The sequence below is a fragment of the Sporosarcina sp. Y1004 genome (assembly GCF_057669665.1).
Map to the genome: position 1 here is coordinate 18252 of NZ_JBYHFQ010000017.1, position 26484 is coordinate 44735.

At 40.5% G+C, this 26484-nt stretch carries 27 protein-coding genes, 1 pseudogene and 1 riboswitch; of the genes and pseudogenes, 15 read left to right on the forward strand and 13 right to left on the reverse strand.

Annotated features, from left to right (window positions below; genetic code table 11):
• Positions 1 to 21: 21 nt before the first annotated feature.
• Both AC25Y6_RS12355 and recX read right to left on the reverse strand, forming a co-directional pair.
• Positions 22 to 354, reverse strand: a complete 333-nt coding sequence (locus AC25Y6_RS12355; RefSeq protein WP_482105753.1) for a YfhH family protein — start codon at positions 352 to 354, stop codon at positions 22 to 24.
• Complete coding sequence (recX, locus tag AC25Y6_RS12360) at positions 344 to 1156, reverse strand: recombination regulator RecX (RefSeq protein WP_488143247.1); 813 nt, start codon at positions 1154 to 1156, stop codon at positions 344 to 346. The genes AC25Y6_RS12355 and recX overlap by 11 nt, the downstream gene beginning before the upstream one ends.
• Before the next feature lie 107 nt (positions 1157 to 1263).
• Between recX and AC25Y6_RS12365 the strand changes: the two genes are divergently transcribed.
• The 5 genes from AC25Y6_RS12365 (at position 1264) to AC25Y6_RS12385 (ending at position 7711) form a co-directional block, all read left to right on the forward strand.
• Complete coding sequence (locus tag AC25Y6_RS12365) at positions 1264 to 2172, forward strand: TIGR01777 family oxidoreductase (RefSeq protein ID WP_488143248.1); 909 nt, start codon at positions 1264 to 1266, stop codon at positions 2170 to 2172.
• Positions 2173 to 2220: 48 nt separating this feature from the next.
• Entirely contained in the window at positions 2221 to 3024 is an 804-nt protein-coding gene (locus AC25Y6_RS12370; protein ID WP_482105750.1) for a polysaccharide deacetylase family protein, read from the forward strand.
• A 712-nt stretch (positions 3025 to 3736) separates the two neighbouring features.
• Positions 3737 to 3913 (forward strand): SE1561 family protein, encoded by a 177-nt coding sequence (locus AC25Y6_RS12375; protein WP_482102992.1) that lies wholly within the window; start codon positions 3737 to 3739, stop codon positions 3911 to 3913.
• Positions 3914 to 3940: 27 nt separating this feature from the next.
• Entirely contained in the window at positions 3941 to 5482 is a 1542-nt protein-coding gene (locus tag AC25Y6_RS12380; protein ID WP_488143249.1) for a fumarate hydratase, read from the forward strand.
• 324 nt (positions 5483 to 5806) lie between these two features.
• Entirely contained in the window at positions 5807 to 7711 is a 1905-nt protein-coding gene (locus AC25Y6_RS12385; RefSeq protein WP_482105748.1) for a heavy metal translocating P-type ATPase, read from the forward strand.
• A gap of 56 nt (positions 7712 to 7767) precedes the next feature.
• Here the strand turns inward: AC25Y6_RS12385 and AC25Y6_RS12390 are convergent, their stop codons facing one another.
• Both AC25Y6_RS12390 and AC25Y6_RS12395 read right to left on the reverse strand, forming a co-directional pair.
• Positions 7768 to 8766, reverse strand: coding sequence for a YihY/virulence factor BrkB family protein (locus AC25Y6_RS12390; RefSeq protein WP_482105747.1), 999 nt, complete (start codon positions 8764 to 8766; stop codon positions 7768 to 7770).
• A 26-nt stretch (positions 8767 to 8792) separates the two neighbouring features.
• On the reverse strand, positions 8793 to 9173 hold the full coding sequence (locus AC25Y6_RS12395; protein ID WP_482105746.1) for a YtxH domain-containing protein: 381 nt from the start codon (positions 9171 to 9173) through the stop codon (positions 8793 to 8795).
• A gap of 220 nt (positions 9174 to 9393) precedes the next feature.
• Between AC25Y6_RS12395 and AC25Y6_RS12400 the strand changes: the two genes are divergently transcribed.
• The 3 genes and pseudogenes from AC25Y6_RS12400 to AC25Y6_RS12410 all read left to right on the forward strand — a co-directional run bounded on the left by AC25Y6_RS12400 (position 9394) and on the right by AC25Y6_RS12410 (position 12020).
• Entirely contained in the window at positions 9394 to 10908 is a 1515-nt protein-coding gene (locus AC25Y6_RS12400) for an alanine/glycine:cation symporter family protein (RefSeq protein WP_482105745.1), read from the forward strand.
• 135 nt (positions 10909 to 11043) lie between these two features.
• A pseudogene (locus AC25Y6_RS12405) lies at positions 11044 to 11740 on the forward strand (alanine:cation symporter family protein).
• 58 nt (positions 11741 to 11798) lie between these two features.
• Positions 11799 to 12020: a DUF1128 domain-containing protein gene (locus AC25Y6_RS12410; protein ID WP_482102998.1), complete on the forward strand. Its 222-nt coding sequence runs from the start codon at positions 11799 to 11801 to the stop codon at positions 12018 to 12020.
• A gap of 50 nt (positions 12021 to 12070) precedes the next feature.
• Here AC25Y6_RS12410 and motB read toward each other — a convergent pair whose 3' ends face one another.
• Positions 12071 to 12829: a flagellar motor protein MotB gene (gene motB, locus AC25Y6_RS12415; RefSeq protein ID WP_488143250.1), complete on the reverse strand. Its 759-nt coding sequence runs from the start codon at positions 12827 to 12829 to the stop codon at positions 12071 to 12073.
• Positions 12813 to 13631, reverse strand: coding sequence for a flagellar motor stator protein MotA (motA, locus tag AC25Y6_RS12420; RefSeq protein WP_482103000.1), 819 nt, complete (start codon positions 13629 to 13631; stop codon positions 12813 to 12815). The genes motB and motA overlap by 17 nt, the downstream gene beginning before the upstream one ends.
• A 170-nt stretch (positions 13632 to 13801) precedes the next feature.
• Between motA and AC25Y6_RS12425 the strand changes: the two genes are divergently transcribed.
• From AC25Y6_RS12425 to AC25Y6_RS12435, 3 genes are all read left to right on the forward strand, one after another.
• Positions 13802 to 15034, forward strand: coding sequence for an aminopeptidase (locus AC25Y6_RS12425; RefSeq protein ID WP_482105742.1), 1233 nt, complete (start codon positions 13802 to 13804; stop codon positions 15032 to 15034).
• Between the two features lie 108 nt (positions 15035 to 15142).
• Positions 15143 to 15283 carry a hypothetical protein gene (locus AC25Y6_RS12430; protein ID WP_482105741.1) on the forward strand — a complete coding sequence of 47 codons (141 nt, stop codon included), beginning with the start codon at positions 15143 to 15145 and terminating at the stop codon, positions 15281 to 15283.
• 80 nt (positions 15284 to 15363) lie between these two features.
• Positions 15364 to 15936, forward strand: a complete 573-nt coding sequence (locus AC25Y6_RS12435; RefSeq protein WP_482105740.1) for a beta-class carbonic anhydrase — start codon at positions 15364 to 15366, stop codon at positions 15934 to 15936.
• A 110-nt stretch (positions 15937 to 16046) separates the two neighbouring features.
• Here AC25Y6_RS12435 and AC25Y6_RS12440 read toward each other — a convergent pair whose 3' ends face one another.
• Both AC25Y6_RS12440 and AC25Y6_RS12445 read right to left on the reverse strand, forming a co-directional pair.
• Positions 16047 to 16592 carry a GNAT family N-acetyltransferase gene (locus tag AC25Y6_RS12440; RefSeq protein ID WP_482105739.1) on the reverse strand — a complete coding sequence of 182 codons (546 nt, stop codon included), beginning with the start codon at positions 16590 to 16592 and terminating at the stop codon, positions 16047 to 16049.
• A 7-nt stretch (positions 16593 to 16599) separates the two neighbouring features.
• The gene (locus tag AC25Y6_RS12445; RefSeq protein WP_488143251.1) at positions 16600 to 18402 is read right to left on the reverse strand and encodes a M3 family oligoendopeptidase; all 1803 of its coding nucleotides are present in this window, start codon (positions 18400 to 18402) and stop codon (positions 16600 to 16602) included.
• A gap of 161 nt (positions 18403 to 18563) precedes the next feature.
• Between AC25Y6_RS12445 and AC25Y6_RS12450 the strand changes: the two genes are divergently transcribed.
• The gene (locus AC25Y6_RS12450; protein ID WP_482105737.1) at positions 18564 to 19295 is read left to right on the forward strand and encodes a tryptophan-rich sensory protein; all 732 of its coding nucleotides are present in this window, start codon (positions 18564 to 18566) and stop codon (positions 19293 to 19295) included.
• 38 nt (positions 19296 to 19333) lie between these two features.
• Here AC25Y6_RS12450 and thiT read toward each other — a convergent pair whose 3' ends face one another.
• On the reverse strand, positions 19334 to 19891 hold the full coding sequence (thiT, locus tag AC25Y6_RS12455) for an energy-coupled thiamine transporter ThiT (RefSeq protein WP_482105736.1): 558 nt from the start codon (positions 19889 to 19891) through the stop codon (positions 19334 to 19336).
• An 83-nt stretch (positions 19892 to 19974) separates the two neighbouring features.
• Positions 19975 to 20077: riboswitch (TPP riboswitch) on the reverse strand.
• A gap of 107 nt (positions 20078 to 20184) precedes the next feature.
• On the opposite strand from thiT, the gene AC25Y6_RS12460 reads away from it, so the two are divergent.
• From AC25Y6_RS12460 to map, 3 genes are all read left to right on the forward strand, one after another.
• On the forward strand, positions 20185 to 20526 hold the full coding sequence (locus tag AC25Y6_RS12460; protein ID WP_482105735.1) for a magnetosome magnetite crystal formation protein family: 342 nt from the start codon (positions 20185 to 20187) through the stop codon (positions 20524 to 20526).
• A 64-nt stretch (positions 20527 to 20590) separates the two neighbouring features.
• Complete coding sequence (locus AC25Y6_RS12465; protein WP_482105734.1) at positions 20591 to 20707, forward strand: hypothetical protein; 117 nt, start codon at positions 20591 to 20593, stop codon at positions 20705 to 20707.
• 106 nt (positions 20708 to 20813) lie between these two features.
• A complete protein-coding gene (gene map, locus AC25Y6_RS12470; RefSeq protein WP_482105733.1) occupies positions 20814 to 21560 on the forward strand; it encodes a type I methionyl aminopeptidase in 747 nt (248 codons plus the stop codon).
• A gap of 62 nt (positions 21561 to 21622) precedes the next feature.
• Here map and AC25Y6_RS12475 read toward each other — a convergent pair whose 3' ends face one another.
• The 4 genes from AC25Y6_RS12475 to AC25Y6_RS12490 all read right to left on the reverse strand — a co-directional run bounded on the left by AC25Y6_RS12475 (position 21623) and on the right by AC25Y6_RS12490 (position 26435).
• The gene (locus AC25Y6_RS12475) at positions 21623 to 22765 is read right to left on the reverse strand and encodes a DEAD/DEAH box helicase (protein WP_488143252.1); all 1143 of its coding nucleotides are present in this window, start codon (positions 22763 to 22765) and stop codon (positions 21623 to 21625) included.
• A 77-nt stretch (positions 22766 to 22842) separates the two neighbouring features.
• Entirely contained in the window at positions 22843 to 24294 is a 1452-nt protein-coding gene (locus AC25Y6_RS12480) for an amidase family protein (protein WP_488143253.1), read from the reverse strand.
• A gap of 217 nt (positions 24295 to 24511) precedes the next feature.
• Positions 24512 to 25123 carry a sterol desaturase family protein gene (locus AC25Y6_RS12485; RefSeq protein ID WP_482105731.1) on the reverse strand — a complete coding sequence of 204 codons (612 nt, stop codon included), beginning with the start codon at positions 25121 to 25123 and terminating at the stop codon, positions 24512 to 24514.
• 97 nt (positions 25124 to 25220) lie between these two features.
• Positions 25221 to 26435, reverse strand: coding sequence for a carboxylate--amine ligase (locus tag AC25Y6_RS12490; protein WP_482103013.1), 1215 nt, complete (start codon positions 26433 to 26435; stop codon positions 25221 to 25223).
• Positions 26436 to 26484: the final 49 nt, after the last annotated feature.

Consider the following 26484-nt stretch of genomic DNA (forward strand, 5'->3'; position numbering starts at 1 on the left):
CATTTCTCTATCTATTATTTATTACTTACCCTCTTTTACCGATTTCAACATTGCAATTGGTAATGCCTCATCCGCACGTTCTCCACCTAGCCTGTAACCCCATGCAAAACGACCTTTTAGGTAATCAACCTGGAAAAACATACCTTCATCCCCTTCAATACGGTACATTTCGCCAGGCACGATTGTTTTCGGATCAATTAAATAAGACTGTGCCATAACCACTTTTCGCTGATACACCGCAAATTCATTCATAATTCCAAGTTGCTCGGCCTTACGTGCTTTTTCACGAAGCCTTCCGATTTCTGTACGCAGCTCATGTTCCGTCATTTCACTATACTTTTTTTCATTCTCCATCTTCCTCAATCTCCTTCTTTTCGATAAATTGATCGATTTTCTCCATAGGAATACCCTTTTGGTACATTGCCTGTTTCACTTTATCTTTTAAGGTTCGCCCGTTAAACTTTGAACTGTATCGATTCCATGCTTTCTCTCCGACTGTTTCAGCAATCGCTTTCCATTCATCTTCTTCGCGGTCGAAGTCTATATTCGCAAGCGCCTTCTTAATCAGGTCAAATGAATATCCTTTACGTAGCAGTGCATTTTGAATCTTTTGTTTTAATTGGGCGGGTACTGCGGAACGATTAGCATTTGCTGTCTTTTCAGCAAGCCTTGTTGCGGCTTCAAGTTGTTCATCTTCTGAATAAGATTCAAGTACTTTGTCTTGTACTTCCTTTCCGATGCCTTTTTTATGCATTTCCTGTTGAATTGCTCTAGGCCCTTTACTGGACGAGTTTTTTCGGGTTCGAAGCAATGCTTCCGAGAATGATTCATCATTAAGGAATCCAAGGTTTTTCAATTTCACAAGAGCTTCCAGTACAATTGCTTCTCCATACCCTAGGTCCAAAAGCTTCTTCTTTACTTCAAACTCACTGCGCATTCTAAACCCTAAATAATGGAGCGCACGATTAAATGCCTTACGAATTTCATCTTCGTAGACCATCTCGTCAATTGACCACTCTTCAAGCGTCATCCCTTTTGTTAGACCAAATTTAACAAGTACCGATTCATGGACGCTGTAAGCATACTTTTCATCCAAGAAAACATTGTATCTTTCAAGATCTTTTTTCTGTTGTGATATTTTAGTAATTACAGGCACTTTTAACACGCCTCCCCTGCTTTCTATTAGTATACATGTTCCATCCTTGTGCTTCAGCCTAATTTGTCTCAATATGGGGTATATAATACTAACGGGGGTGTAGGTTAATGAAAATCGTCATTGCAGGCGGCTCGGGTTTCGTCGGACAGAAATTGACGGCCACACTATTGAATGAAGGACATGAAATTATAATTTTATCCAGGAAAAAAAGTATGAATGATGGCAATGTGAGGTATGTATCGTGGCTCCATGAAGGTACTCAGCCTGAACTTGAAATTATTTCCGCTGACGTCTTTGTTAACCTAGCTGGCGTGTCCATCAATGAAGGACGTTGGACGGAAAAGCATCGTAAACAAATGTATGAGAGTCGGATGGAAGCGACTGATGAATTGCTGCGAATTATTTCAGCATTGAGTGAAAAGCCGTCAGTACTGCTCAATGCGAGTGCGATTGGTATTTATACAGCATCAGAAAGCACTGTATATACAGAGGAGTCTACTGATTACGCAGAAGACTTTCTTGGTAAGACTGTTACCGACTGGGAAATGAAAGCTAGCTCTGTGAAATCCAATAATACTCGGTCCGTTTTCATGCGATTTGGTGTCATTCTTGGAAAAGATTCTGGTGCCTTACCACTTATGGTAAGGCCGTACAGATTATTTGCTGGGGGAACCGTTGGGTCGGGCAATCAGTGGGTATCATGGGTCCACATTGATGATGTCGTGCGTGCAATCGTATTTGCCATCAATAACGAAGACCTTCACGGTCCTGTAAATGTTACATCGCCTTTCCCTAAGAGAATGAGGTATTTCGGAAAAACGATTGGAGCTGTGCTTCATAGACCTCACTGGATTCCTGTTCCCTCATTCGTAATGAAAGTCGTACTAGGTAAAAAAAGTGCGCTTGTTCTGGAAGGACAGCATGTAATACCTGAAAAGTTATTGAACAACAAGTTTGAATTCCGATTTGCGACACTCGAGTCAGCTTTAAGTGAGTTATATAAGAAAGACGTATAAATTAGTTTCCTTCGCACATCCTATCGCTAAAGGAAAGGTGCGTTTACAATGGTAAAACAACATGTTTTTGGTTTTTTCTTAGCTACTTTAGTCGTTTTGGCAGGTTTTGTTTTCAATCCCTTTTCAGCAATTGCAGAGGAATTTCATTGGGGCTTTAAGAAATCCATCAATGGAGTGCCACCAAGTGCCGGCGCAGCACTTGACTCTATGCTCGACAATCATGGAGCTATTTACAAAGGTAAGCCCGATGAAAAATTCATCTATTTAACGTTTGATAACGGTTACGAAAATGGCTATACAGAAACTATTTTGGATACTTTAAAAAAGGAAGAAGTTCCTGCTACGTTCTTTCTAACAGGTCATTATTTAAAAAGCGCATTGCCACTTGTAAAAAGGATGATTGCGGATGGCCATGGGATTGGCAATCACTCCTATGATCACCCCAACATGGCAAACCTTTCCGAACAACGAATGGAGGAGGAATGGACTAAGTTTGATAAGCTCCTCCAAAAGGAAACGGGCGTTGAGCGCACCTACTACACGCGACCACCTGAAGGCGTTTTCAATGACCGGGTTCTTGCTAAAGGCAATGAACTCGGATACAGGCATATCTTCTGGTCGATCGCATTCATTGATTGGCATGCTGATAAACCAAAAGGCCGTGATTACGCTTATGGCGAATTGATGAAACAACTCCATCCAGGAGCCGTCATTCTAATGCACACGGTTTCTTCTGATAATGCACAAGCTCTTCCTTCATTCATCCAAGATGCTAAGAAAGCGGGCTATTCATTCCTAACGCTCGACGACCTTGTCTTTGAATATGAGAACATAAACTCTATTCTGAGGTGAAAGTAATCAGAAAAAACGTCCTCTTTATTCAGTGGACGTTTTTTCTGATTATATAATGAAATACAGACGAGCATGCCGCCTCCTATGAATGGAAAACTTATCATGTCCCTATGTATACCCCGTAGCATTCAAACCATTCTATGTGTTTGAAAAACATCCTTTTCATATGAATGCCATAAAAATCATAAAGGCCCAGTCCATATCTGATTATCAGAATACGACTGAGCCTTTATGTATGAATTGAACCTTCACTTTCCATTTCCATTTGCATAAGTCGTATTCGTCTCCCGGCATACTGCCAGCGGACCTTTACGAATCCCCTCCCTCTAATTATCTATCACTTCTTCTTTACTCTCACTTCTTCTATTCTACCCCTTTCTACGTAATCCTTAATTCTTGAATTAGTCGTTTTTCAACGTGCTTAGCAATGATTTGGAGCATCGCCTCCGCTAACTATTATTTGGAACAACGAATCTTGCATAGTTAAGCTAATTCTATCTCTAGTAAAGTTATCAGCCTCCTTGTTCTTCGTTCTAATCAACCTAGCTGATACCCTCCCTTTCATTTGATTATTTGAATCATAACACATAGATTTAGTATTGTAAAGATTCTGTTAAGTTTAATTTTCTATAATTTACAAAGGACTATTCTGCTTTATTGATAAATCCGGTTTTTTCGTTTACGATTATACTGAAGAAAAGAGGTGTACGGATTGGATAAACCACAAAATAGCGGCCATGTTGAAGGTTTAAAAACAAGACTTCATCAATTTCTTGAAACACTTGATACGATTGAACCAGAAACAGCAGACCTTAAGGAAATTGATCAGCTGATAGGCTTGTTGGACGACCTGGAAGAACAAATGGAAAAGATAAAATCAGACAAATAACAGTTGCGCTATAAGGGGGAAACGAGAATGTACATAGAACAGTTTGAGAAAAGCATGTATAATCTCATTTGTGAAACATCAACAAATCTACCTAAAGACGTTAGAAGGAAAATCCTCGCGGCGAAAGAAGCCGAAGACGCAGGTACTCGTGCCGCAATGAGCCTTGATACAATTACAAAAAATATCAATATGGCTGACGAGAAAATGTCTCCTATCTGCCAAGACACTGGCATGCCTACATTCAAAATTAAAACACCAGTCGGGGTAAATCAAATCGAGATTAAAGCTGCTATCAAGCGTGCAATCGTCCAAGCTACAAAAGACACTAAACTCCGCCCGAACTCAGTGGACTCATTAACTGGCGACAATAGCGGAGATAACTTAGGTACCGGCGTCCCTGTCATGAAATTTGACCAATGGGAACAAAACCATATCGAAGTGAAACTGATTCTAAAAGGCGGCGGCTGTGAGAATAAAAATATTCAATATAGTCTTCCCGCAGAAATCGAAGGGCTCGGACGCGCTGGACGCGACCTCGACGGAATCCGCAAATGTATTTTACACTCCGTTTATCAAGCCCAAGGGCAGGGTTGCTCTGCAGGTTTCATCGGTGTTGGAATCGGTGGCGACCGCACATCAGGCTATGAACTTGCGAAAGACCAGCTTTTCCGCGCTGTCGATGACTTGAATCCCAATCCGGAACTTTCAGAACTTGAAGATTATGTTTTGGAAAAAGCAAACAAACTTGGTATCGGAACAATGGGATTCGGAGGCGAAGTGACGCTACTCGGTTGCAAAATCGGCGTCATGCACCGTATCCCTGCAAGCTTCTATGTTTCCGTAGCGTATAACTGCTGGGCATACCGTCGCATGGCCGTAGATATCGATGTTGAATCTGGTGAGATTACAAACTGGCATTATGATGAAGGTGAAAAAATAGCTTTCTTGCAAGATGAAGACAGTCAAAAAGACGTTAAACAATCTTCGCGTACCGTCGAACTTACTGCTCCCATCTCTGAAGAACAAATACGCGATTTGAATGTCGGTGATGTCGTCAAAATTAGTGGAATGATGTATACAGGCCGCGATGCTATTCATAAATATTTATCAGAACATGATTCCCCCATTGATCTTAATGGACAAATCATCTACCATTGCGGCCCAGTCGTCATGAAAAACGATGACGGCAGTTATGAAATTAAAGCTGCTGGGCCAACGACTTCTATTCGTGAGGAACCCTATCAAGGTGACATTATGAAGAAGTTTGGTATTCGAGCTGTAATTGGAAAAGGCGGAATGGGACCAAAAACACTAGCTGCCCTAGCTGAACACGGCGGAGTCTATTTGAATGCGATAGGCGGCGCAGCACAATATTATGCCGACTGCATCAAAGCCGTTGAAGGTGTCGACCTTCTTCAGTTTGGTATTCCTGAAGCAATGTGGCATCTGCGCGTCAAAGACTTTACGGCAGTTGTCACGATGGACTCACACGGTAATAGTTTACATGCCGATGTCGACAAGTCTTCTCTTGAAAAACTGAGTCAGTTCAAAGAAAGCGTGTACAACTAACCTATTAAGGCACCTTTTTTCGGAGAAGTTTTCCGAGACAAGGTGCTTTTTTAATGACGAGACGAGCGGAACTGATCGATTTCAAACAACTCCACGCTACCACTTACAATTTTATCCACCCCTCGCCATTCCAAAACTTTCACTGTTGAATCAAAATAGTTTCCCTTACCTCAACATGGTGCTATAATCTTATTAATAATAATTACAATATGATAATGAATGTAATATGATACATAAAGTCGTTCCTAATTCGTAGGGAACGACTTTCATAATTTAATCAGCTATTTGAAATTGAATATCATTCTCAATTAGGAGGTAATTTACATGGTTGTTCTCGATAATAGACAACTTAACAAATCTAAAGATTGGCTTGTTCATCTTGAATTGGTCGCCGCTATTCTTTCAGGCGTAGTCATAATTGCCGCTTGGTCTAGTGGCAAGTATGGTGTAGAAACGATTACCGTCCCTCTATATATCATTGCTTTTTTGATAGGAGGGTTTGCAAAAGCCAAAGAGGGAATCGAAGAAACAATTAAAAACAGAGAATTGAATGTGGAAATGCTAATGGTTTTCGCAGCAATTGGTTCCGCAATAATTGGCTACTGGGCAGAAGGTGCAATCCTAATTTTCATCTTTGCACTCAGTGGAGCACTTGAAACCTACACTATGAATAAAAGCCACAAGGAAATTTCATCACTAATGGAACTCCAACCTGAAGAGGCATGGCTTATTCAAAAAGATGGATCTAACATCAAAGTACCTATCACCTCACTTAAGGTCGGCTCAATTCTTCTTGTAAAACCTGGGGAACGGATTCCCGTCGACGGAATCATCACGCATGGTAGCTCTTCCATCGATATGTCCGCCATTAACGGGGAATCCATTCCTGTTAATAAAAAAGAGGACGACGAACTATTTGCCGGTACTGTCAATTTGAACGGTACCATACAGATGAAAATGATAAAGTCGAGTTCTGAAACTCTTTTCCAAAAAATCATTACACTTGTTCAAAATGCACAAAGCGAGAAATCACCTTCCCAACAATTTATCGAACAGTTCGAAGGTACTTACGTAAAGATTGTATTAATTATGGTTCTAATTATGATGTTCCTACCGCACTATATACTTGGCTGGGATTGGACGACCACGATATACCGAGCGATTGTCTTACTAGTCGTCGCCTCTCCATGTGCGCTGGTTGCCTCAATTATGCCAGCTACGCTTGCAGCTATCTCTAACGGGGCTAGGCTTGGCTTGTTATTCAAGGGTGGTGTCCATCTCGAACATCTAGGGTCGCTAAAAATGATCGCTTTCGACAAAACAGGTACTTTAACGAACGGTAAACCGATTGTTACAGATTTTTTTGTACGAGACGATACAACTAGAATAGAAACACTCAAGCTCCTTGCAAGCATAGAGTCCCAATCTAATCATCCACTAGCAGTCGCGATTACAAATTTCGCTATTGCTGAAGGAAACACTATAGATAGCAATCTACAAATAGAAGACATACCAGGTCATGGTATTCGTGCATTCATTGGAACACGGGAAATACTAATAGGAAACCCCCGTTTTGTCGGGAAAGATTTGGCGGAAGCATTTCATTCAGGGATTGCGGCAACGCTCGCAGATGAAGGCAAAACAGTTATTTTCATGAAAGACGATAATGGCATTGTCGCGGCCGCTGCAATGAGAGACACTTTACGACCTGAGGCCATTGAAGCTATCCAACAGTTAAAGCAAGCAGGTATTGTGACAATCATGCTGACTGGGGATAACGAAAAAACAGCTGCGTTTATCGCGAAAGAAGCTGGTCTCGATTCATATGTCGCAGAATGCTTACCTGAAATGAAAGTTAAACATTTAAAACGACTACTCGCCGAACATAAAAATGTCGGAATGGTCGGCGATGGTATTAATGATGCACCAGCACTTGCTACTGCGACTTCAGGTATTGCAATGGGCGGAGGAACCGATGTCGCGCTAGAAACTGCTGATATTGTCCTAATGCAAAATGACTTGAGACGTATTTCCTTTGCTATTAAACTTTCTCGTAAAATGCAACGGATTGTAAAACAGAATATCTTCTTCTCTATTTCCGTCATAGTGGTACTCATCATTTCAAACTTCCTGCAAGCTGTTGACCTGCCACTCGGCGTCATCGGCCATGAAGGCAGTACAATTCTTGTCATATTAAATGGGTTAAGGATGTTAAATCGAATTGAATGAGCTGACTAGCCACTAAAACCCTTTAGATGAATACCAAAAAAAGCAATGCGTCATTGTTACATGACTGCATTGCTTTTTACTTTTGCACGTTTTGCATTAACTCTCTCTGTCATGACGGCATTAAGCTGTCCGCCAAGCATTAGAATAATTGCTGAGATGTAAAGCCACATCATTAAAACAATAATCGCTCCAATACTTCCATATGTACTCGAGTAATTTGCGAAGTTACTAACGTAGTACGAGAATGCAAGTGATGTTAGAATCCAACCGACCGTTGCAAAGAGTGACCCTGGAAGCACGCTTTTAAAGCGAACCTTCAAGTCAGGAACTAGCCAATAGACTAGGGAAAATACAAAGAATATAAGAATTGGAGGGATTATCCAACGTAAACTTCCCCACAAGATTAGGAAACCTTTCTCAAGACCTAAGTAAGAGAATACGAGCATACCAATCTGCTGACCAAACACGGGCAAAATCAGTGCCACAATGAGTACAGCGATGAGCATAACTGTAAATACGACCGACATTCCGCGTGCCACTATGAATGATCGTGATTCTTCAGTAAAATAAGACCGATTTAATGCTTTTGTAAGGGCGTTCATTCCCTTAGAAGCCGACCATATTGTCGCAAGTACACCAATTGACAATAAACCACCGTTTCTATTTTCTAATATATCGCTGAGTGTATCTTCAATCAGCATGGCAACACTCGCTGGCGCGTAATCTCTAATCATTAAGAATATTTCAGCCTGATCGAGATTTAAAAAAGGAAGCAATGTCATAATAAAAATCAGTAGTGGAAATAAAGACAAAAGGAAAAAGAAGGCGAGTTGCGAGCCTAAACCCGTAACATCGACTTTCTTTATCCGAACAAGCAGTTCCTTAAAAAAACCGTTCGTTGTCGTAACGTCAAATTCCTCAAGGCCCCCACCTTTTACATCCTCAAAGAATTTCATAACCGCGGAGTCCGCCAAAAAGCCATCCGATTTCTTTTTTCTATTCCCGGACTCTGCTAGTGGAATAGGTGCAGGAGTTGAACGCTCATTCCCCTTCACACTTTCGTCACTCCTTTCTATACCAGTTACTTTTTTATTTCATTATTATTTTGCGGCGGAACTTGACTGACAAGCGATTTAATTTCCTCTTTTGACTCAACAAACGCATCTTTTGTATCCATAACGAGATCTTTCACTTGCGGAGTTAGTGTTTTTAACTCTTCGACCTGTTCTTTTATATATGTAGCATCACCTGAAAGTTGTTCGAAGACAGATTGATACTTTTCTTGCTGTTCTTTTAATTTCCATTTTAGCACATCGGTATTTTTTGAATAAAACTTCATTTGCGTCATTAGGTTATTTGAATTTCTGACAACTTGATTTCGCGTACTCCTGTCGAACATACTGATAATCGCACCCGTAAGTGCACCCAATACAATAAATTTCCTAAACTTACTAGTTCCCATTACAAACCCTCCAATTCAAACTCTTTCCATAACTAATTATACCCCGTGAGGAGTAAATACAAACTTTAAATACAATTTATAAAAATAATGCTTGACGAAAGGGAGGAATTTTCGGAATATTAACAATAAGAATGACAAATTGAGATACTGAGAGGATGTGAGAATTAGTAGAAATTGGGGTGTTTACATCACGGGAAACTAAATTTGGGGAGTGGGCAAAATGTTCGATCAAATTGTTAACACAATCGTTAGTTGGCTTTGGAGTCCTGTTTTAATTGCTTTCATCGTTTTTTGTGGCATTTATTTTAGTGTACGAACAAGGTTTTTACAGATTCGACTCATCAAAGAAATGATTAAACTTGTGTCCTCAGGTAAGGGTTCCAGCGCAGGTGTTTCTTCGTTCCAAGCGTTAGTGATGTCACTATCAGGTCGTATTGGGGTAGGGAACATCGCTGGTACAGCAACAGGTATTGCTTTTGGTGGTCCTGGCGCCATTTTATGGATGTGGGTCATTACCTTCATCGGGGCAACATCGGCTTATGTAGAGTCGACACTTGCTCAAATCTATAAAGAAAAGCAAGATGGAGAGTATCGTGGTGGACCCGCATTTTACATTGAAAAAGGACTTGGTTGGAAATGGTTTGCGGTCGTATTCGCGGTGGCTACACTCGTTGCAATGGCTTTCTTGATGCCAAGCATACAGTCAAATGCAATTGCAGACAGTATCCATAATGCTTTTGGTCTTGACAAGACCGTCACAGGTTTAATTGTTGTCGGACTTGTTGGTTTCACTATTTTCGGTGGTGTTAAACGGATTGCAAAAGTAGCAGAATGGGTCGTTCCTTTTATGGCAACTGCTTATGTAATTGTTGCACTTATCGTAATTGGAGCAAACATTGGAGACGTTCCAGCGGTCTTTGCACTCATTTTCAAAAGTGCTTTCGGAGCAGATCAAATGTTTGGTGGTATTATTGGTTCAGCGGTCATGTGGGGCGTAAAACGTGGTCTATATGCGAATGAAGCGGGTCAAGGTACAGGCGCTCACCCAGCGGCAGCAGCGGAAGTTTCCCACCCAGCGAAGCAAGGTCTTGTACAAGCTTTCTCGATTTACCTAGATGTATTCTTAATTGTTACAGCGACCGCCATGATGATATTATTTACAGGACAATACAATGTGATCGATGAAAAAACGGGGCAACCAATCGTTGAAAACATTCCAGGTGTCGAACCAGGAGCTGGTTATACACAAGCAGCAGTTGATACGATCTTCCCAGGATTCGGTGCAGGATTCGTTGCCATCGCCCTATTCTTCTTTGCCTTCACAACCATTTATGCTTATTACTATATCGCAGAGACAAACTTGGCATACCTAGTACGTGGTAAATACAGAGGAATTTGTTTCATCATTTTAAAATTCGTCCTTCTAGGATCCATTTTCCTAGGGTCAATAAAAACAGCTTCAACAGCATGGGCAATGGGTGATATTGGACTCGGAATTATGGTATGGCTGAACTTAATTGCGATTCTATTATTATTTAAACCAGCCAATATCGCTCTAAAAGATTACGAAGAACAACTTAAGCAAGGCAAAAATCCAGTGTTCAATTCAACTAAATATGGAATCAAAAACGCCGATTTTTGGAAAGATGGTTACAAGAGACCAGATGATGTCAAAGACGAAGAACAACTTAAGCAAGGCAAAGGCAAAGATCAAGATCAAGAGCAATTCAACTAAATATGGAATCAAAAACGCCGTTTTTGGAAAGATGGTGACAAGAAACCAGATGATGTCAGAGACAAAGTAAAATCATCAAGGTGAGAGTATTTTAATAACTTGATTTAGAAAAAAGAAAAACCACCGCCTTTACTTATACTTCTTGTCGGAACACGTCTTTTTTTAACGGTATGACTAGGACTTATACAAATACGTATTTTACCTTGTGCTTTAAAACTAGTTTTCTCATGATTTCAGGATAAAACGTCGGAAGGTGATCTCTCCAACTTCCAGGCACTTATGGCTACGATGGCCGCCACAGTTGGTGTCGGTAATATCGTCGGAGTTGCAACAGCAGTTTACTTTGGGGGTCCAGGTGCAGTTTTCTGGATGTGGATGGCTGGATTCTTCGGGATGGCAACAATGTATGGTGAAGCAATCCTTGCTGTTAAATACCGCGTCAAGGATGCCAATGGTCAAATGCCGGGAGAACCGAAGTACTATCTAGAACATTGTCGTTGCAATTGGATTGATATTCTTTGCAACATCAACAATTTTCGGCTGGGCGTATTTCGGAGAGAAATGTTTCCAATACTTGTTCCCGAGTCCGAAGGTTTTAATTTACTACCGTTTCGTATTTATCGCAGTCATCTTTGTAGGTGCAACAGCTACTCTTGATGCCGTTTCGTTATTCTCCGACGTAATGAATGGACTAATGGCAATACCGAACTTAATCGGGCTTCTCGGGTTGTCCGGAGTCATTGTCTTTGAAACAAAACGTTTCAATGCAAAACTCAAAGAAGAAAGAGCAGAAGAAGCGGCAGCAAAGCGAGGTAAATCTTCTGCCATTTGACAGTCTGGGAGAATAATGAAATGATGAGTCCAAAGTATATTGAAAGGTGGACGAAACTATGGATTTATCAAACCCAACTCCAGAAAACGTTTCTTATATGATTGACAAGATTACAGAAAAACTTCGTATGGTCAATGTTGACGCTATGAAAGCTGAAAACTTCAGCACTTCTAAATATGAAGACTTGCACTATATGTACGAAATGGTTATGAAACGTGCTACTATCACACCAAATGAAATGCAAGCAATTGCAGCAGAACTTGGCACATTAAGAGGTTAATTAAAAAAGATTTGCCTGATTTATAGATCAGGCGAATCTTTTTTTAATTTTCATTCAAACGCAGTTCCATCTTTTAAGACCAGCGGCTGTATTAATACTTCAACCCGTCGATTTTTACTTCTTCCCAGCGCTGTTTCATTTGATTCGATTGGTTGGAACTCCCCGTAGCCTTTAGCACTGAATAGCAATGGGTTAATTTCATCGTTATTCACAATACTCTTCAAGAAATTCACCGCACGCATGACGCTTAGTTCCCAATTTGATTCATACTGCGTATTTTGAATCGGTATATTATCAGTATGACCTGTCACAATGATTTGACGCGGTGGATCAAAAACGAGCAAGTTCGCAATATCATCTGCAATTCCAATATACTCTTTTTCTATATCAGCATTTCCCGGTGTGAAAAGGATGCTATCTCTAATCGTTACAAGCAAACCTTCATCAGCCAGTTTTGTTTCAAATTGGTTCTCCAATTCATTCACTGCAATATATTCATCCACTCTATCCTGAATTTCTCCTAGGGATTTCTGGTCTTCTATAAATGATGAGTTCTCTTCATTCTTGCTATTGGAGTCCTTGGGTATTGGAACTGGTGAGGGAGCCGAATTGTCCATCACACCCTGTCCACCGTCAAATACTTGACTGAACACCGCGGACATTTGATTGAGCTTTTCTTCATCAACCGTACTCGATGCAAATAACACAATAAAAAGTGCGAGAAGAAGAGTCATAAGGTCGGAGTATGGCAATAGCCAGGACTCATCTATGTGGGGTTCATCCTTTTTCCTCTTACGTCTCTTCGACAAAGCCACCCGCCTCCTTGTTGTCGTCGTTGTTTTTAACAGCTAATTTCCTGCGCTCTTCTGCAGACAAATAAGAAGATAGTTTCTGCTCGATAACACGTGGAGCTTCCCCTTCAAGAACTGAAAGTACTCCTTCAATCATCATTTTCTTCTGCCTTACCTCTTCATGCGATTTACGTCTCAATTTATTTGCAAATGGATGCCAAAGCACGTAACCCGTAAATATACCCAACAACGTCGCTATGAACGCTGCCGAAATCGCGTGTCCAAGCGCGTCAATATCGTTCAAATTACTAAGGGCAGCAATAAGACCCACCACCGCTCCCAGCACACCAAGCGTAGGTGCGTACGTTCCTGCCTGGGAGAATATTTGCGCTCCCGCAGAATGTCTATCTTCCATCGCTTCTACCTCTTCGCTCAAGACATCACGGATATAATCTGCGTTTTGTCCATCAATTGCAAGACTTAATCCATTTTTTAAAAAAGGATCATTAATGTCGTCAGTTTTTGCTTCAAGTGATAATAACCCTTCACGCCGTGCAATATCTGCCCAGCCTGAAAACATACGGATTATGTCAGAATCAGAGGCCAGTTTCTGTTCCTTAAAAAGGATACCGAACAATTTTGGAACACGCTTTAATTCGTTCATAGGAAATGCAATTACAACTGCTGCCAATGTCCCTACAATGATTATCAATATAGCTGCCATATTAAATAGATTTTCAATCGGAACACCTTTCATCGACATTCCTACAAGTAGTGCTACAAACCCTAGTACAAGCCCAAGTACTGTTGACAAATCCATAGTTGACCCTCCAAATATTCCATTCTTCTTCTTATTTCGGCATCTTTAGTCTATTCTTTAGAAGTGTGCAAGTAATAAATATATGAGATTTATCTTCCTGTAACCTTTTCGTTGCAGGTTCTATCTGCAAATTGATACTATAAAGAAGATAAGGAAAGGAGTCATTACACATGACAACATTTAACAAACAACTATCTCGATACGCCGATCTGGCAGTTCAAGTCGGAGTCAATATTCAGCCTAATCAGTACCTTTATATCAGTGCCTCTACAGAAACAGCGGAATTTGTCCGACTTGTAACTGAAGCCGCTTACGATGCAGGTGCACGTCAAGTATTTGTAGATTGGTCAGATGATATAATCACTCGACTGCGTTATGAAAAAGCACCCACTGATTCTTTTGCGGAATTCCCTGAGTGGAAAGTTTTGGAACGTGAACAACTCGCAGAAAAAGGCGCTGCGTTCATGAGCATCATTTCGCAAAGCCCTGACTTATTAAAAGGTATTGAGTCATCGCGCATAGGCGATTTCCAAAAAGCTACTGGTCAAGCACTCGACAAATATCGTCAATACGTTCAATCCGACAAAATCAGCTGGACTGTAATTGCCGCTCCTTCAAAAGCATGGGCCTCAAAAGTATTCCCCGAACTTTCTGAAGAAGAGCAGGTTCCAGCATTATGGACAGCCATTTTTAAAGCAGTACGTACAGACAAGGAAGATCCGATACAAGAGTGGATTACCCACGATACTAACTTACATGCCAGAGTTGACTATCTGAATGGTAAGCGTTTCCGAAAACTCCATTACAAATCTTCCGGCACGGACTTGTTAGTTGAATTACCTGAAGGGCACTTGTGGTGCGGAGCTGGTAGTGTCAATGAAAAAGGCCATTCTTTCATGGCGAATATGCCAACAGAAGAAGTATTCACTGTTCCTTTAAAAACAGGAGTTAATGGTTATGTATCTAGCACAAAGCCATTAAGCTACGGTGGAAACATTATCGATAACTTCAAAATAACATTTAAAGACGGACGTGTAACAGCTGTTTCAGCTGAGCAAGGTGAAGACGTATTGCAACGCTTGATCGATACCGATGAAGGCGCGAAACATCTAGGTGAGGTGGCACTCGTCCCTCATGCATCACCGATTTCGCAATCAGGTCTACTCTTCTATAATACACTGTTCGACGAAAATGCATCTAATCACTTTGCTCTTGGCAGTGCATATGCATTTTGTATCGAGGGAGGTAAAACGATGTCGCGTGAAGATCTTGAAAAAAATGGTTTAAACCAAAGTATTACTCATGTCGACTTCATGATTGGTTCCAACGAGATGGATATAGATGGGATTTTTGATGACGGAACAAGTGAAGCTGTGTTCCGTAAAGGCAACTGGGCTTTCTAAAAAACGTCACAATTACTAAAAACATTTAATGAACCTCTTAATTTAAATGGGTTTTTACTGTATACTAAAGAAAGTATCAAATTATCAATTTAGAGAGGGGTCATATATATGGGCTTAATGTTCACTACAGTTATCGGTTTTGCAATTGTCATGGCTATAGCATGCTTGTTTACAATGCACTATCTTTCTACGTCTATGATATCCGCTGATTCTACAACAATTGATCCAAAACCAGAAACGAAGTTCTAAGAGTTGCCAGTCGGCAACTCTTTTCTTTTTACATATTTTCATCTATACTAAATAAAACCTAATAGAAAAGGGAGAATACAATGACAATTCTATCGGAAATACTTGACTTCAATGAAACGTTTGTTAATGAAAAGCAATACGAACAATACGCAACAACTAAATTCCCCGACAAACGAATTGTAATATTAACATGCATGGATACAAGATTAACTGAATTGCTGCCTAAAGCAATGAATTTAAAAAATGGCGATGCCAAAGTTATCAAAAGCGCCGGAGCAGTTGTCACCCACCCTTTCGGCGGTATTATGAGGAGCCTCCTTGTAGCCGTTTATAATTTGCAGGCGGATGAGGTTTACATTGTTGGCCATCATGATTGCGGAATGAGTGCAGTCGATACAACTAATCTCATAGAGAAAATGGTAGACCGTGGTATTGATAAAAACATATTTAACACCCTTAGATACTCTGGCGTTGATATGGAAGAGTGGCTACACGGTTTTGGAGATGTGACCGAAAGTGTTAAGATAAGTGTCGATGCTGTTCGGAACCACCCCCTTATGGATAAAAAAGTTGCCATACATGGACTTGTTGTCCATCCTGACACTGGGAAACTTGACATCATTATAGATGGTTATAAATTCAACGCGGAATAATAATAATAATTTCGACCTATTTCCCGGGAAATAGACAAAAGCCGATTCCTATTTCACAGGAATCGGCTTCTTATTTTAGAAGTAAGTTTCCGCAAAGCGGTCTTTCCCTTTCAAAAATCATTTTCAATTATTGCGTAGATATAATGATCTTCCCAGACACCATTGATGTAAAGAAGTTTACGCAGTAAACCTTCCTGATAGTACCCGGACCTCTCTAGCACTTTTATCGATCCGCTATTGCGCGGCGATACATATGCTTCGACCCGATGCAATGCAACTTTTTCGATAGCAAAAGCAGTGACTAGTCGAACAGCCTCTGTGCCTATCCCTCTGCCTGTTGAATATTCATCAATTGAATATCCAACAAAACCACTGGAGAAAGGAAGTCTTTTAATACCATAAAGCGAGATATGTCCAATCAGTTGACTCGTTGTCGAATTAAAGATGCCGAAGTTGTATTCTCTGCGGTCCCTCATCTGATAAATCGCCTCTCTGATTTTATCCCTTTGAACAGCAACAGTAAAATAACTACTTTCGTGCCGCGGTTCAAAAATGGACCAGTATTCTCTATTAGCGCTAAGTAACTCTGTAAATATAAAAGCATCATCTTCAGTCAATATTCGTAAGTAACAGGTTTGCCCTTCAAGCAAAATCAATTCATATTCACCCTTTTACCGAAGTAAGTTCCAAGAACTCCTCAACATCTTTAATACACAATGTTACACCTTTTTCCCAAAACGCTTGTTTTGAAATATCTTCTCCAAGATGTTTCATCGCAAGATCTTCAACACTCATAATTGCAGTATCCTGTAAAAGCGCTATATATTTTTGTTCAAATCCTTCTCCAACTTCCAGAGCTTTTGCATAAATGCTCAAGGAGAACAAATAACCAAACGTATACGGAAAATTGTAGAACTGTACTCCTGTAATATAGAAATGGAGTTTCGAGGCCCAGAAATGTGGGTGTACCGTATCAAGGGCATCTCCATAAGCTTCTTTCTGCGCTTCTGCCATTAACTCATTCAACCTTGCGGCAGGAACATTTCCATTTTTCCGTTCTTCATAGAACCTTGTTTCAAAGAGGAATCTAGAATGGATATTCATAAAGAATGCAACGCTTCGCTGAATTTTATCTTCTAACAAAGCGATCTTTTCATCTTTTGTTTCAGCCGCTTTAACTGCAGCATCCGCAACAATCATTTCCGCAAATGTTGAAGCCGTTTCGGCCACTCCCATTGCATACTGTCGATTCATCCAATGAACAGGACGCAACGCATAAGAATGGAATGCATGACCAAGTTCATGTGCAAGCGTCGCAACATTCGACATTGTTCCACTATAAGTCATAAAGATACGTGATTGCTCTGACATCGGCATACCTGTACAGAATCCACCCGGTCGTTTATTTGGTCGGTCTTCCGCCTCTATCCAACTCTCTTCAAACGCAATTCGTGAGAATGATTCAAGTTCTGGACCGAATTCACCAAAGTGTTTTAATATGAATTCTGCTCCTTCCTGATAGGTCATCTTCTTTGTAGATGTTGTAACCGGTGCATCCATGTCATACCAGTTCATCTTATCAGTACCTAGCATTCTCGCTTTGGCGTTCAAGTATTCCACGAAAGGCGCTTTATTTTCGCCAATTGCTCCCCACATTGCATCGAGCGTCTTTTCACTCATTCGATTGCGGAGCAAGGGTTCTTTCAATACGGAATCCCAGCCGCGTTTCTTGTATACTTCCAGTCTAAATCCTGCGATATGATTTAAGGCAGATGCAAAAAAGTCTTCTTTTCCTTGCCATGCTTCTTCCAATGCTTCAAATGAATGTTTTCGTATGGATGCATCTGCATGTGAACTTAGATTATTCGCCTGCCCTACAGAAAGTTCTTTTTCTTCTCCGTCAAGTTCAATTTTTATCTTAATATCACCGACCAACATATCGTACAATTGTCCCCACCCATGATAACCATCTACACTCAAAGAAGTGATAATACTTTCTTCTTCTTCGGACAATTTCAATTCCACTTCTTTGCGCCATTCATTCAGTACGAATGCAAATTCTTTTAATTCATCTGATACCATAAGCTCATTCCATGTATCTTCATCAGCTTTAGCAAGTGTTTGTTGAATGATAAGCCAGACTGTTGAGAAGCGTGCCCCTAGTGAAGCCGTTTCCCCTTGCAGTTGCAATGCTTTTTTATCAGTCGTGTCAGCCGCTAGAAAACAGCCAATGACAGCGCCTGCCTGCGACATATTAAGTGCTGCGTCAACCAGTGATTCAATAAGATTTGCAACGGCTTGTGAATCGGTTGCAGACTGGGGAACTGGAAATTTTGAAGCTGTTTCTTCTAACGAACTGATTTTCTCCTTTACACCATCTAAGTGTGTCCGCAATTCGTTTGATTCACTTCCACCTTTGAAGAAAACGTCAAGATCCCAGACTTCCGAATATTTTTTAAGCGCCATATTAATTCCCCCTTCACTTCATTCTAAATCTTCTAAAAACACCATCTAATTATAACATGAATCTTCGGTATGCGAAATTATGCAATTGTGACGGAAGGTTCATACTTTCCTTCGCAGGGTCCAGCTTTCCTCTGTATACTATTCAGTAGGGGGATTTAAATATGTTTAGAATACTACTCATGGTACTTTCACTCATTGCAGTTATTGTTGTCAACGCAACTGCAAATATATTACCTATCAATGGAAAAACAACTGGTGAAATCTCAAATAGTTTACCGGTATTATTTACACCAGCTGATTATGTCTTTTCAATATGGGCAGTTATATATATGCTAATGGCTTTCTGGTTATATGGCTTCATACGGAATAAGGCAAACGTTGAACACGCATTGTTCAACCGTAGAGCAGTTTTTTTTGTAATCAGCTGTCTTTTTAATGTTGCTTGGATTCTACTTTGGCATTTCGGTTATTTTGAATGGACGATTGTTATCATATTAGGACTTCTGTTAGCGCTATTGTCCATTTATTTTACCTACTCCAAAAAAGATAATTCCTTTTTCGGTAGGGTTCCAATTGCAGTCTATCTTGGATGGACTTTTGTCGCAGCAATTACAAATATCAGTTATGTCCTCACTTTGCATGAGTGGAGTGGATTGGGATTAAGTACCCCATTATGGACCGTCATTTACTTGACCATTGCTACTGCAATTGCTCTTCATTACCTATACCATTATGCAGATATTTCTCTAGCTCTCGTCTTTGTTTGGGTATTTATCGGTATCGCTGTAAAAAATGGTATAAATGAGTTATTTGTTACTACCGCAGCTCTGTTTCTTGCAGCCACCATTATCGGCTTCATGGTCATCAATAGAAAATCGCTTGCAACCAAATAAGAAACCGCCATTCTTCCATAAGGAAGGACGGCGGTTTCTTATTTAGGCTCAAGTAGCCTGGGTGCTGTAGTAAATAATATGGATGCAACGATTGCCGTCAATATAATTGCAGGGATCATATAGGAAGCGTTATAAACAAGAGAATATAACCAGACAGGCTGTCCTTCAGGCGCATAGGAAGCAAAGAACACAATGCCACCGATGAAGTGAATCAGGTATCGGAGAAGCCCCCCTATGATTGTCCCAATGACGATTGCGGCAACCACTGAACCTTTCTTACCTTTCGTTTTACTACTTAACAGCCAAGCTAGTGTTACGCCTGCCAGACCCACAACGGCATAAGCCACGAAATAATCGAGCGCCGCTTGAACAGGGTTTAATACATAGCCCCCTGTTACCAACTGCAGCAGTCCACTTACAAAACCTGTAAGCATACCCCCTGCAATTCCCCAACGGAATGCCATAACAACTACCGGTAGCATTGACAACGTAACCGATCCGCCTTGAGGCATTGAAAATCCGATTTTATCTAGAACAAAAGAAATTGCTCCTAAAATAGCAACCTCAAGTAATAATTGAAGTCTTTTCCTATCCATCTCAAATTCTCCTCCTACCTAGTTGTAGCGTAGGATGTGGGCATAAAAAAAAGACATCCCGGATAGAATGGGACATCAAATATGTCAGTTTCCATCCACATTCCTACGCAAGAATAATCTTACAGGTTCTAAGGGTCAGAACTTCATGTCCAATCTCAGCCAAAACAGGCACCCCTTGTGGTTAAAGTTATTCAAATGTCTATTTCATTGTATAGGAGGGTAATCCTATAAGCAAGATGATTAACAAACATAGTGATTTTCCTATATAGTAAAAGTTGAACGGAGGAATCTACATGACAAACAGTAAACTATTAGCTGCTCTATGCTATTTTAGTGTCTTCTTCTCCCCTTTGCTTCTTCCCATCATTGTTTATTTTGTTACAGATGATCGAGAAGTGAAATCCCATGCAAAACGTTCTTTAGTTTCACACCTTGTTCCTGTCATCCTCCTTATTGCTACAATTGTCATATTTTCTTTTTCAATGTTTTCCTTTACGGAAAGTATCAATGGAATGCCGAGCACAAACTTCGGATTTTGGCAACTTACGCCATTCTTATTCATGCTTATCTATGGACTACTGCTTATGGCCATTCTAGTATGGAATGTTTTTCAAGGTGTTAAGGTATTGAGATGAATGTTTACTAAACCTCTATTTCGGGAAAATGATAAATATATGCTTTCACTAGGAGTGATTATTTATGAAAATTGGAAAACTTTTAAAAACCGCTATGAAATGGGCGCCCATTATCTACCCGGTTGTGAAAAAAGCCATGTCAAATAAAAAAACATCAGGTACATTAAAACCAAGAAGATAATAAGATGGTCTACAAACATTTTTATGGTTTGTAGACTTTTTTGTTCTGTTTATTATGATATAGTATGATATAGAAAAGAATGCACGGTAGAAAGGACTTGGAAATAATGATTGCAAAAACGGTAGAGGAAATTGAAGCTTTAAAAAAAATCGGCAAAATTGTAGCCGAAATCAGAGACGTGATGAAAGAAGCGACAATCCCCGGTAAAACAACAAAAGAAATTGATGACATAGGCGGACGTCTCTTCAAAGAGAAAGGCGCAATTTCAGGACCGATTGCAGAATATGACTTCCCTGGAAATACATGCATTAGCGTCAACAGTGAAGTTGCGCATGGCATGCCAGGTTCCCGCATTATAGAAGATGGAGATCTCGTTAACATCGATGTCTCCGGTTCATATAATGGATACTTCGCTGATACTGGTATTTCTTTTGTCGTCGGTACGCCTGATGAAAAGAAACAGCAATTATGTGATGTAGCTAAAAGTGCATTTGAGCGTGCAATGACGAAGGTCAAAGCCGGATCCAGTTTAAACCAAATTGGAAAAGCGGTTGAACGCGAAGCAAAAGAACATGGCTTGAAAGTCATCAAGAACTTGACTGGTCATGGCATTGGTAAAGCATTGCACGAAGAACCATCCCATGTGCTCAACTATTACGACGCTTGGGATAAGACACTTCTGAAAGAAGGCATGGTTCTAGCGGTCGAGCCCTTTATCTCTGAAAAAGCAGAGCATATCATCGAGTCTGGGGACGGATGGACCTTCATCACACCTGACAAGTCGCTCGTTGCACAAATCGAGCATACGATTATCGTTACAAAAGGTGAACCAATTATACTGACACAACTCTAATAACAAAAAAGGGCTGTTCCCCGTCAATCCAATGTAGCTGGGTTGACGGGGACAGCCTTTTTTCATTTCTTTTTGGGAAGTCCAATTGTTTTCGAATTGCCTTCTGCAAGATGGCCTTTATACCATACTTTTTGAACCGTTTTAATACCTTTTGTCAGTTTTCGGTAATCGCGTTCTTCAGCATATGATAATAGCGTCAATACTTCTCCATCACCACCTGCACGTCCTGTTCTACCCGAGCGGTGCAAGTACTGTTCAACTGTATGTGGCACGTCTACATGGATAACGTGCGTTAAGCCATCGATATCCAGTCCTCGTGCAGCCAAATCAGTTGCTATTAAAATCTGTAATTCACCTTTACGGAAACTTTCCAATGTTTGCTGTCTTTCAAATTTCGTCATTTCTGAATGCAGGACTGCTATTGGTGCTTCGTTATACTTGAGCTTCATTTCTTTCATGCGAAGCTGATCCACATTGTTAATAAATGCAAGAGCACGAATTCCCTTCAAATAAGAAATCCCACGCAATACATCTGTTTTGTCCCGTGCATCTGTCTTCACAAATGAATGAACGACGGTACCTGACTTCGGCATTTCTTCCGGGCCAACTTGGATACGAATTGGATTTTTCATAAACTTGCTAGCAACAATTTCAATTTCATCTGTTATTGTTGCAGATACGGCAACAACTTGTCTTTCCGGATTTGCCGCCTCAATCATACTTTTCACGATAACGCGATGATCACGCGCTAGCAGCTGATCGCCTTCATCGAGTACGATGTGACGGATATCGTGCATTTTTAATTTTTTCACTTTAATGAGTTCAGCCAAACGACCGGGTGTTCCAACAACGATTGTCGGTTTTTTCTTCAACTGTTCAATCTGACGCTGCATATTAGCCCCGCCAATTAATTGTGTCACAGTAATACCCGTCCCTGTCACCCATTCTCTGATGACGTTGACGATTTGCATCGACAGCTCCTGAGAAGGTGTAATAATCAATGCCTGTGTCTGTTTTTTATCGCCATCGACCAATTGTAGAAGCGGTAGTACAAATGCAAGTGTCTTACCCGAACCAGTCGGTGATTCTGCCACGATATCTTTGCCTGCAATCATTTCTGGAATCATTTTTTCCTGGATGGGCATTTCATATTCAAATTTCCATTTTTCTTTAATCATATCGTCAAAATTCTCTAAGAAGGACATCATTATCCCTACTTTCACTCTAATCTCTTCAGTTTATCATAAGAGGCCCTTGGAGACTCTATTTCTGACAAAACTGTTTAAGGTTTTCGTCTTGCGTTGACTAACTGTTCGAATGCATAAGCAAAACCTATAAGCTCCGGCTCAGTAAATGCTTTACCTGAAAACGTTATACCGAATGGCTCGCCTACTTCTGTATAAGCCGCTGGGACCGTAATGGACGGAAAGCCCGCTGCCGCTCCGAAACTGCATCCATGATCTTGTGGAAAAACCAGCGCTTGAATATCGTGCTCTTCAAACACTTTTCCAAGTGCAATGTCACCCGCTAGATGACGATTCCGAAGAAGCGCCTCGATATAAGCACGTTCCGTTAGTGTCCCGCTTGTCCTCTCAACCTTCTCCAACATTACTTGACCGAATTTCAATGTCTCATCTGCGTGTTCATTGTTGAAACGGATGATGTCTGCCAATGTGCGAATCGAGTTTGTCGCTGGTGTTCCTCCCAGATAAGCGTTCAAAGATGCCTTAAACTCGTAAAGAAGTACGTTGTAGCCAAGGTCATTTTCCATTGTACCCAAGTCGATAGCATCGATAATCACAGCGCCTGCTTCTTCAAGTTTTTTGAGTGCCATGTCAAATAAAGACAAACGTTCTGTCGACGCTTCCCGTTCAAAAATTGAACGGGCAACGCCAAGACGGACACCTTCTAGCGCCCTGGTATCGAGGATAGACATCCAATCGACTTCGTCTAAACTGGACGCGCCAGCAGTTGCAGAGTCTTCCTGGTCTGAACCGATTAGCAGACTAAATGTAATAGCCACGTCTCTTACAGTCCTCGCCATTGGTCCTGGTGTATCTTGCGTATTAGATAGTGGTATCACCCCAGTTCGGCTAATCGCACCAACAGTTGGTTTGAGACCGACAAGCGAGTTCTGGGCTGACGGGTTGAGGATTGACCCTGTTGTCTCCGTGCCGATTGCCACGGCCCCCATATTCGCCGCAATAGCTGCACCTGCACCCGAACTCGATCCCCCGACATCGAATAAACCATAGGGATTATTCACTTGTCCCCCACGCGAGCTCCAACCATTCGTCATCCGGTCAGACATAAAATTCGCCCATTCTGTCATATTCGTCTTTCCTAGAATAACCGCTCCCGCCGCACGTAATTTCTTCACTAAAAATGCATCATCAGCGGCATAGAAATCTTTGAATGCAAGAGATCCACAACTTGTATGCATTCTATCCTTCGTTCCCATATTGTCTTTCAAAAGAACCGGAATGCCGTGGAGGAGTGAGCGCGGTCCTATTTCAAGCCTTTCTACATCAAGTGCCTTTGCAATCTGAACAGCTTCCAAGTTCAATTCCAGTACTGCATTTATATTTCTATTCCTATTTGAAATTGTATCAATATACATGTATGTAAGTTCTTCGGATGACAAATCCCCACTGCTCATCTTTTCCTGCATAGCAGTAATTGTTGCTTCATCTAACCAATCTTTTTGAAGTTTCTTCAATTTATTTTCTAACATCGTATGTCTACCCGCCTATCTTTAGCCTTTAGTCTTAGTTTACCTCAATTACCTAATCATAAAACAATGTCATTTAAAAATGCCGGCTATCGGAGTTGTTCCGGCCGGCAAAAAGTTAATCGTTACGTATGATATATTTTTTACAGCTGCGAAAAGCGGAAGTTTATAGTGGTGTTTACCATGTTGCTTGAAATCACGTTTGTTTCAAACATCCTCCTTACATCCTGTTTTCTAGATTACGTGCAGTGAGACTCTTTTCAACTTCGCTATTCTCTTTAAATGTTCCCAGTGTTTTATCGAATGACCTATGCGTAACGCCGAACCAGTAATTTTCATTTTTAAAGTGATGCAGTAGATGATGTTTTTTAATGTTTTTCCCCATTTTCGTCCGGGGCTGTATGGGTCTATGGGCAACATAATGTTTCCACTCATAAAAAAGGAAATAAGCAACCAATCCAGTCGAAAATGCCATCGTCAAGATGATACTCTTTGTAATCAAGTAAAAAATTAAAGAATAAAAGATAAATCCTGGCACGCTAAACCATAACGGTAAAAACAATAATTTAAGATTATCTGGTTCTACATGATGATCATAATGCAGCCGCTTGATTGTCTTTAGCAAAAATGGATTTTCTGGCGTTTTAATGTGAAACAAAAACCGGTGGACCATATATTCACTCGTCGCATAGGTTAGCAATCCCACACCCATTGCAACCCACGTCCAAATATGGAGTACATTCGGAACCGTAAAAGAGGCACAAATTAACAAAATAACTATCATTACCGCAACATCAGGAAAAGCAACAAATTCCTTGAGGTATTTCCTCATTTTCAAGCATTCTCCTTTTCTCTTGATTATATATTGACTATTCAGATATATCAACAACATAACAAAAATCCCCTATACGCTGGCATAGGGGATTTTTTCACCATGTACTATTTTTATACTTCTGATAGTAATTAACCTGTCTAAGAAATAGGTAAATTTTACGCTTGAAGTGACGATCCTTTTTATAAAACAAGGGATTGCCATATTTACCAGCTCGAAGTAATTTTTTTACGTGTTTAAGTACTTTTGGGTTTTTCACAAACTTCTTAAGTACAATTTTAGGTACTACGGTGAACAGAAAGTTTTCATTGAGTAGTGTTAGTTCTTTCTGTTGCCCATGAATGACATCATCGACTAGATACTTTGCCATATTATGTCCACAAGCAGTGATATAGTAACTTGATCGTCCTTGTCTTATATTCACTTCAAACACTTTGAACTTGCCATCCCGCTCATCATACTTCAAATCGAAGTTCGCATACCCTACGTAGTTCAGTGCTTCGAGGAATCCTTTTAACTTCATCATCATTTCTTCGTTGTATCGTGTGATGAGTGCTGTATAATTCCCGATTGCCGTTACAGTATGCTCTTGCAGTACGACTTGTGCAAAAGTAATCAGTTCGGCTTTACCACGACTGTTCATGTAAAAAACAGAATCCCACATATACGTGTCGTCGCCTGGAATATAGTCCTGGATAATTAAATCTTCCTTGTAGCCACTTGCTTTGATTTTCTCTATTACGACTTGAATTTCATCGTAGGAATCGACTTTGTACACTTTTTCCATACCTGTAAACGGATGCTTATAATACTCAACACCGTTGCTAGGCTTAATAATAATCGGAAACATGACCTTTTCCGTGAATGCCTTGTCGTCTTGGCAAGAATAATAATAAGTTGCCGGTGCATCAATGCCATGTTCAGCACACAACTTATAGAAATTTGATTTGACAAGTACATCGTTCATAAGCGGTTCCGGTATGTAATTAAACACGAAATCACTTTTCAGCTCTTCCGCATTTTCAATAATCATTCGTACGTAAAGATCATTCGTTCCAATAAGGAGCATTCTCTTTCCAGGTTCGGCGTATTTGACTGCAACTTCTTTCAAAAAACTAACAAACACTTTTTTTTCTGGAAGTTTCGGATTGAGTTCTATCTTTTTAATAATTGAACTTAAACTGGTGAATGATAAAGGTTCTTTTCCCACTAAAATCGGTTTAATGCCGTACTCCTCATGGAATGAAATAGCCATGTTGTAAGCATTCATGTCTGTTCCTATAATGATTGGTATGAAAGTATGATTTGTCATTTTGTCCTCCAACTATCTTTTCTACTCATAAGTGTAGGGCTCCTGTTTT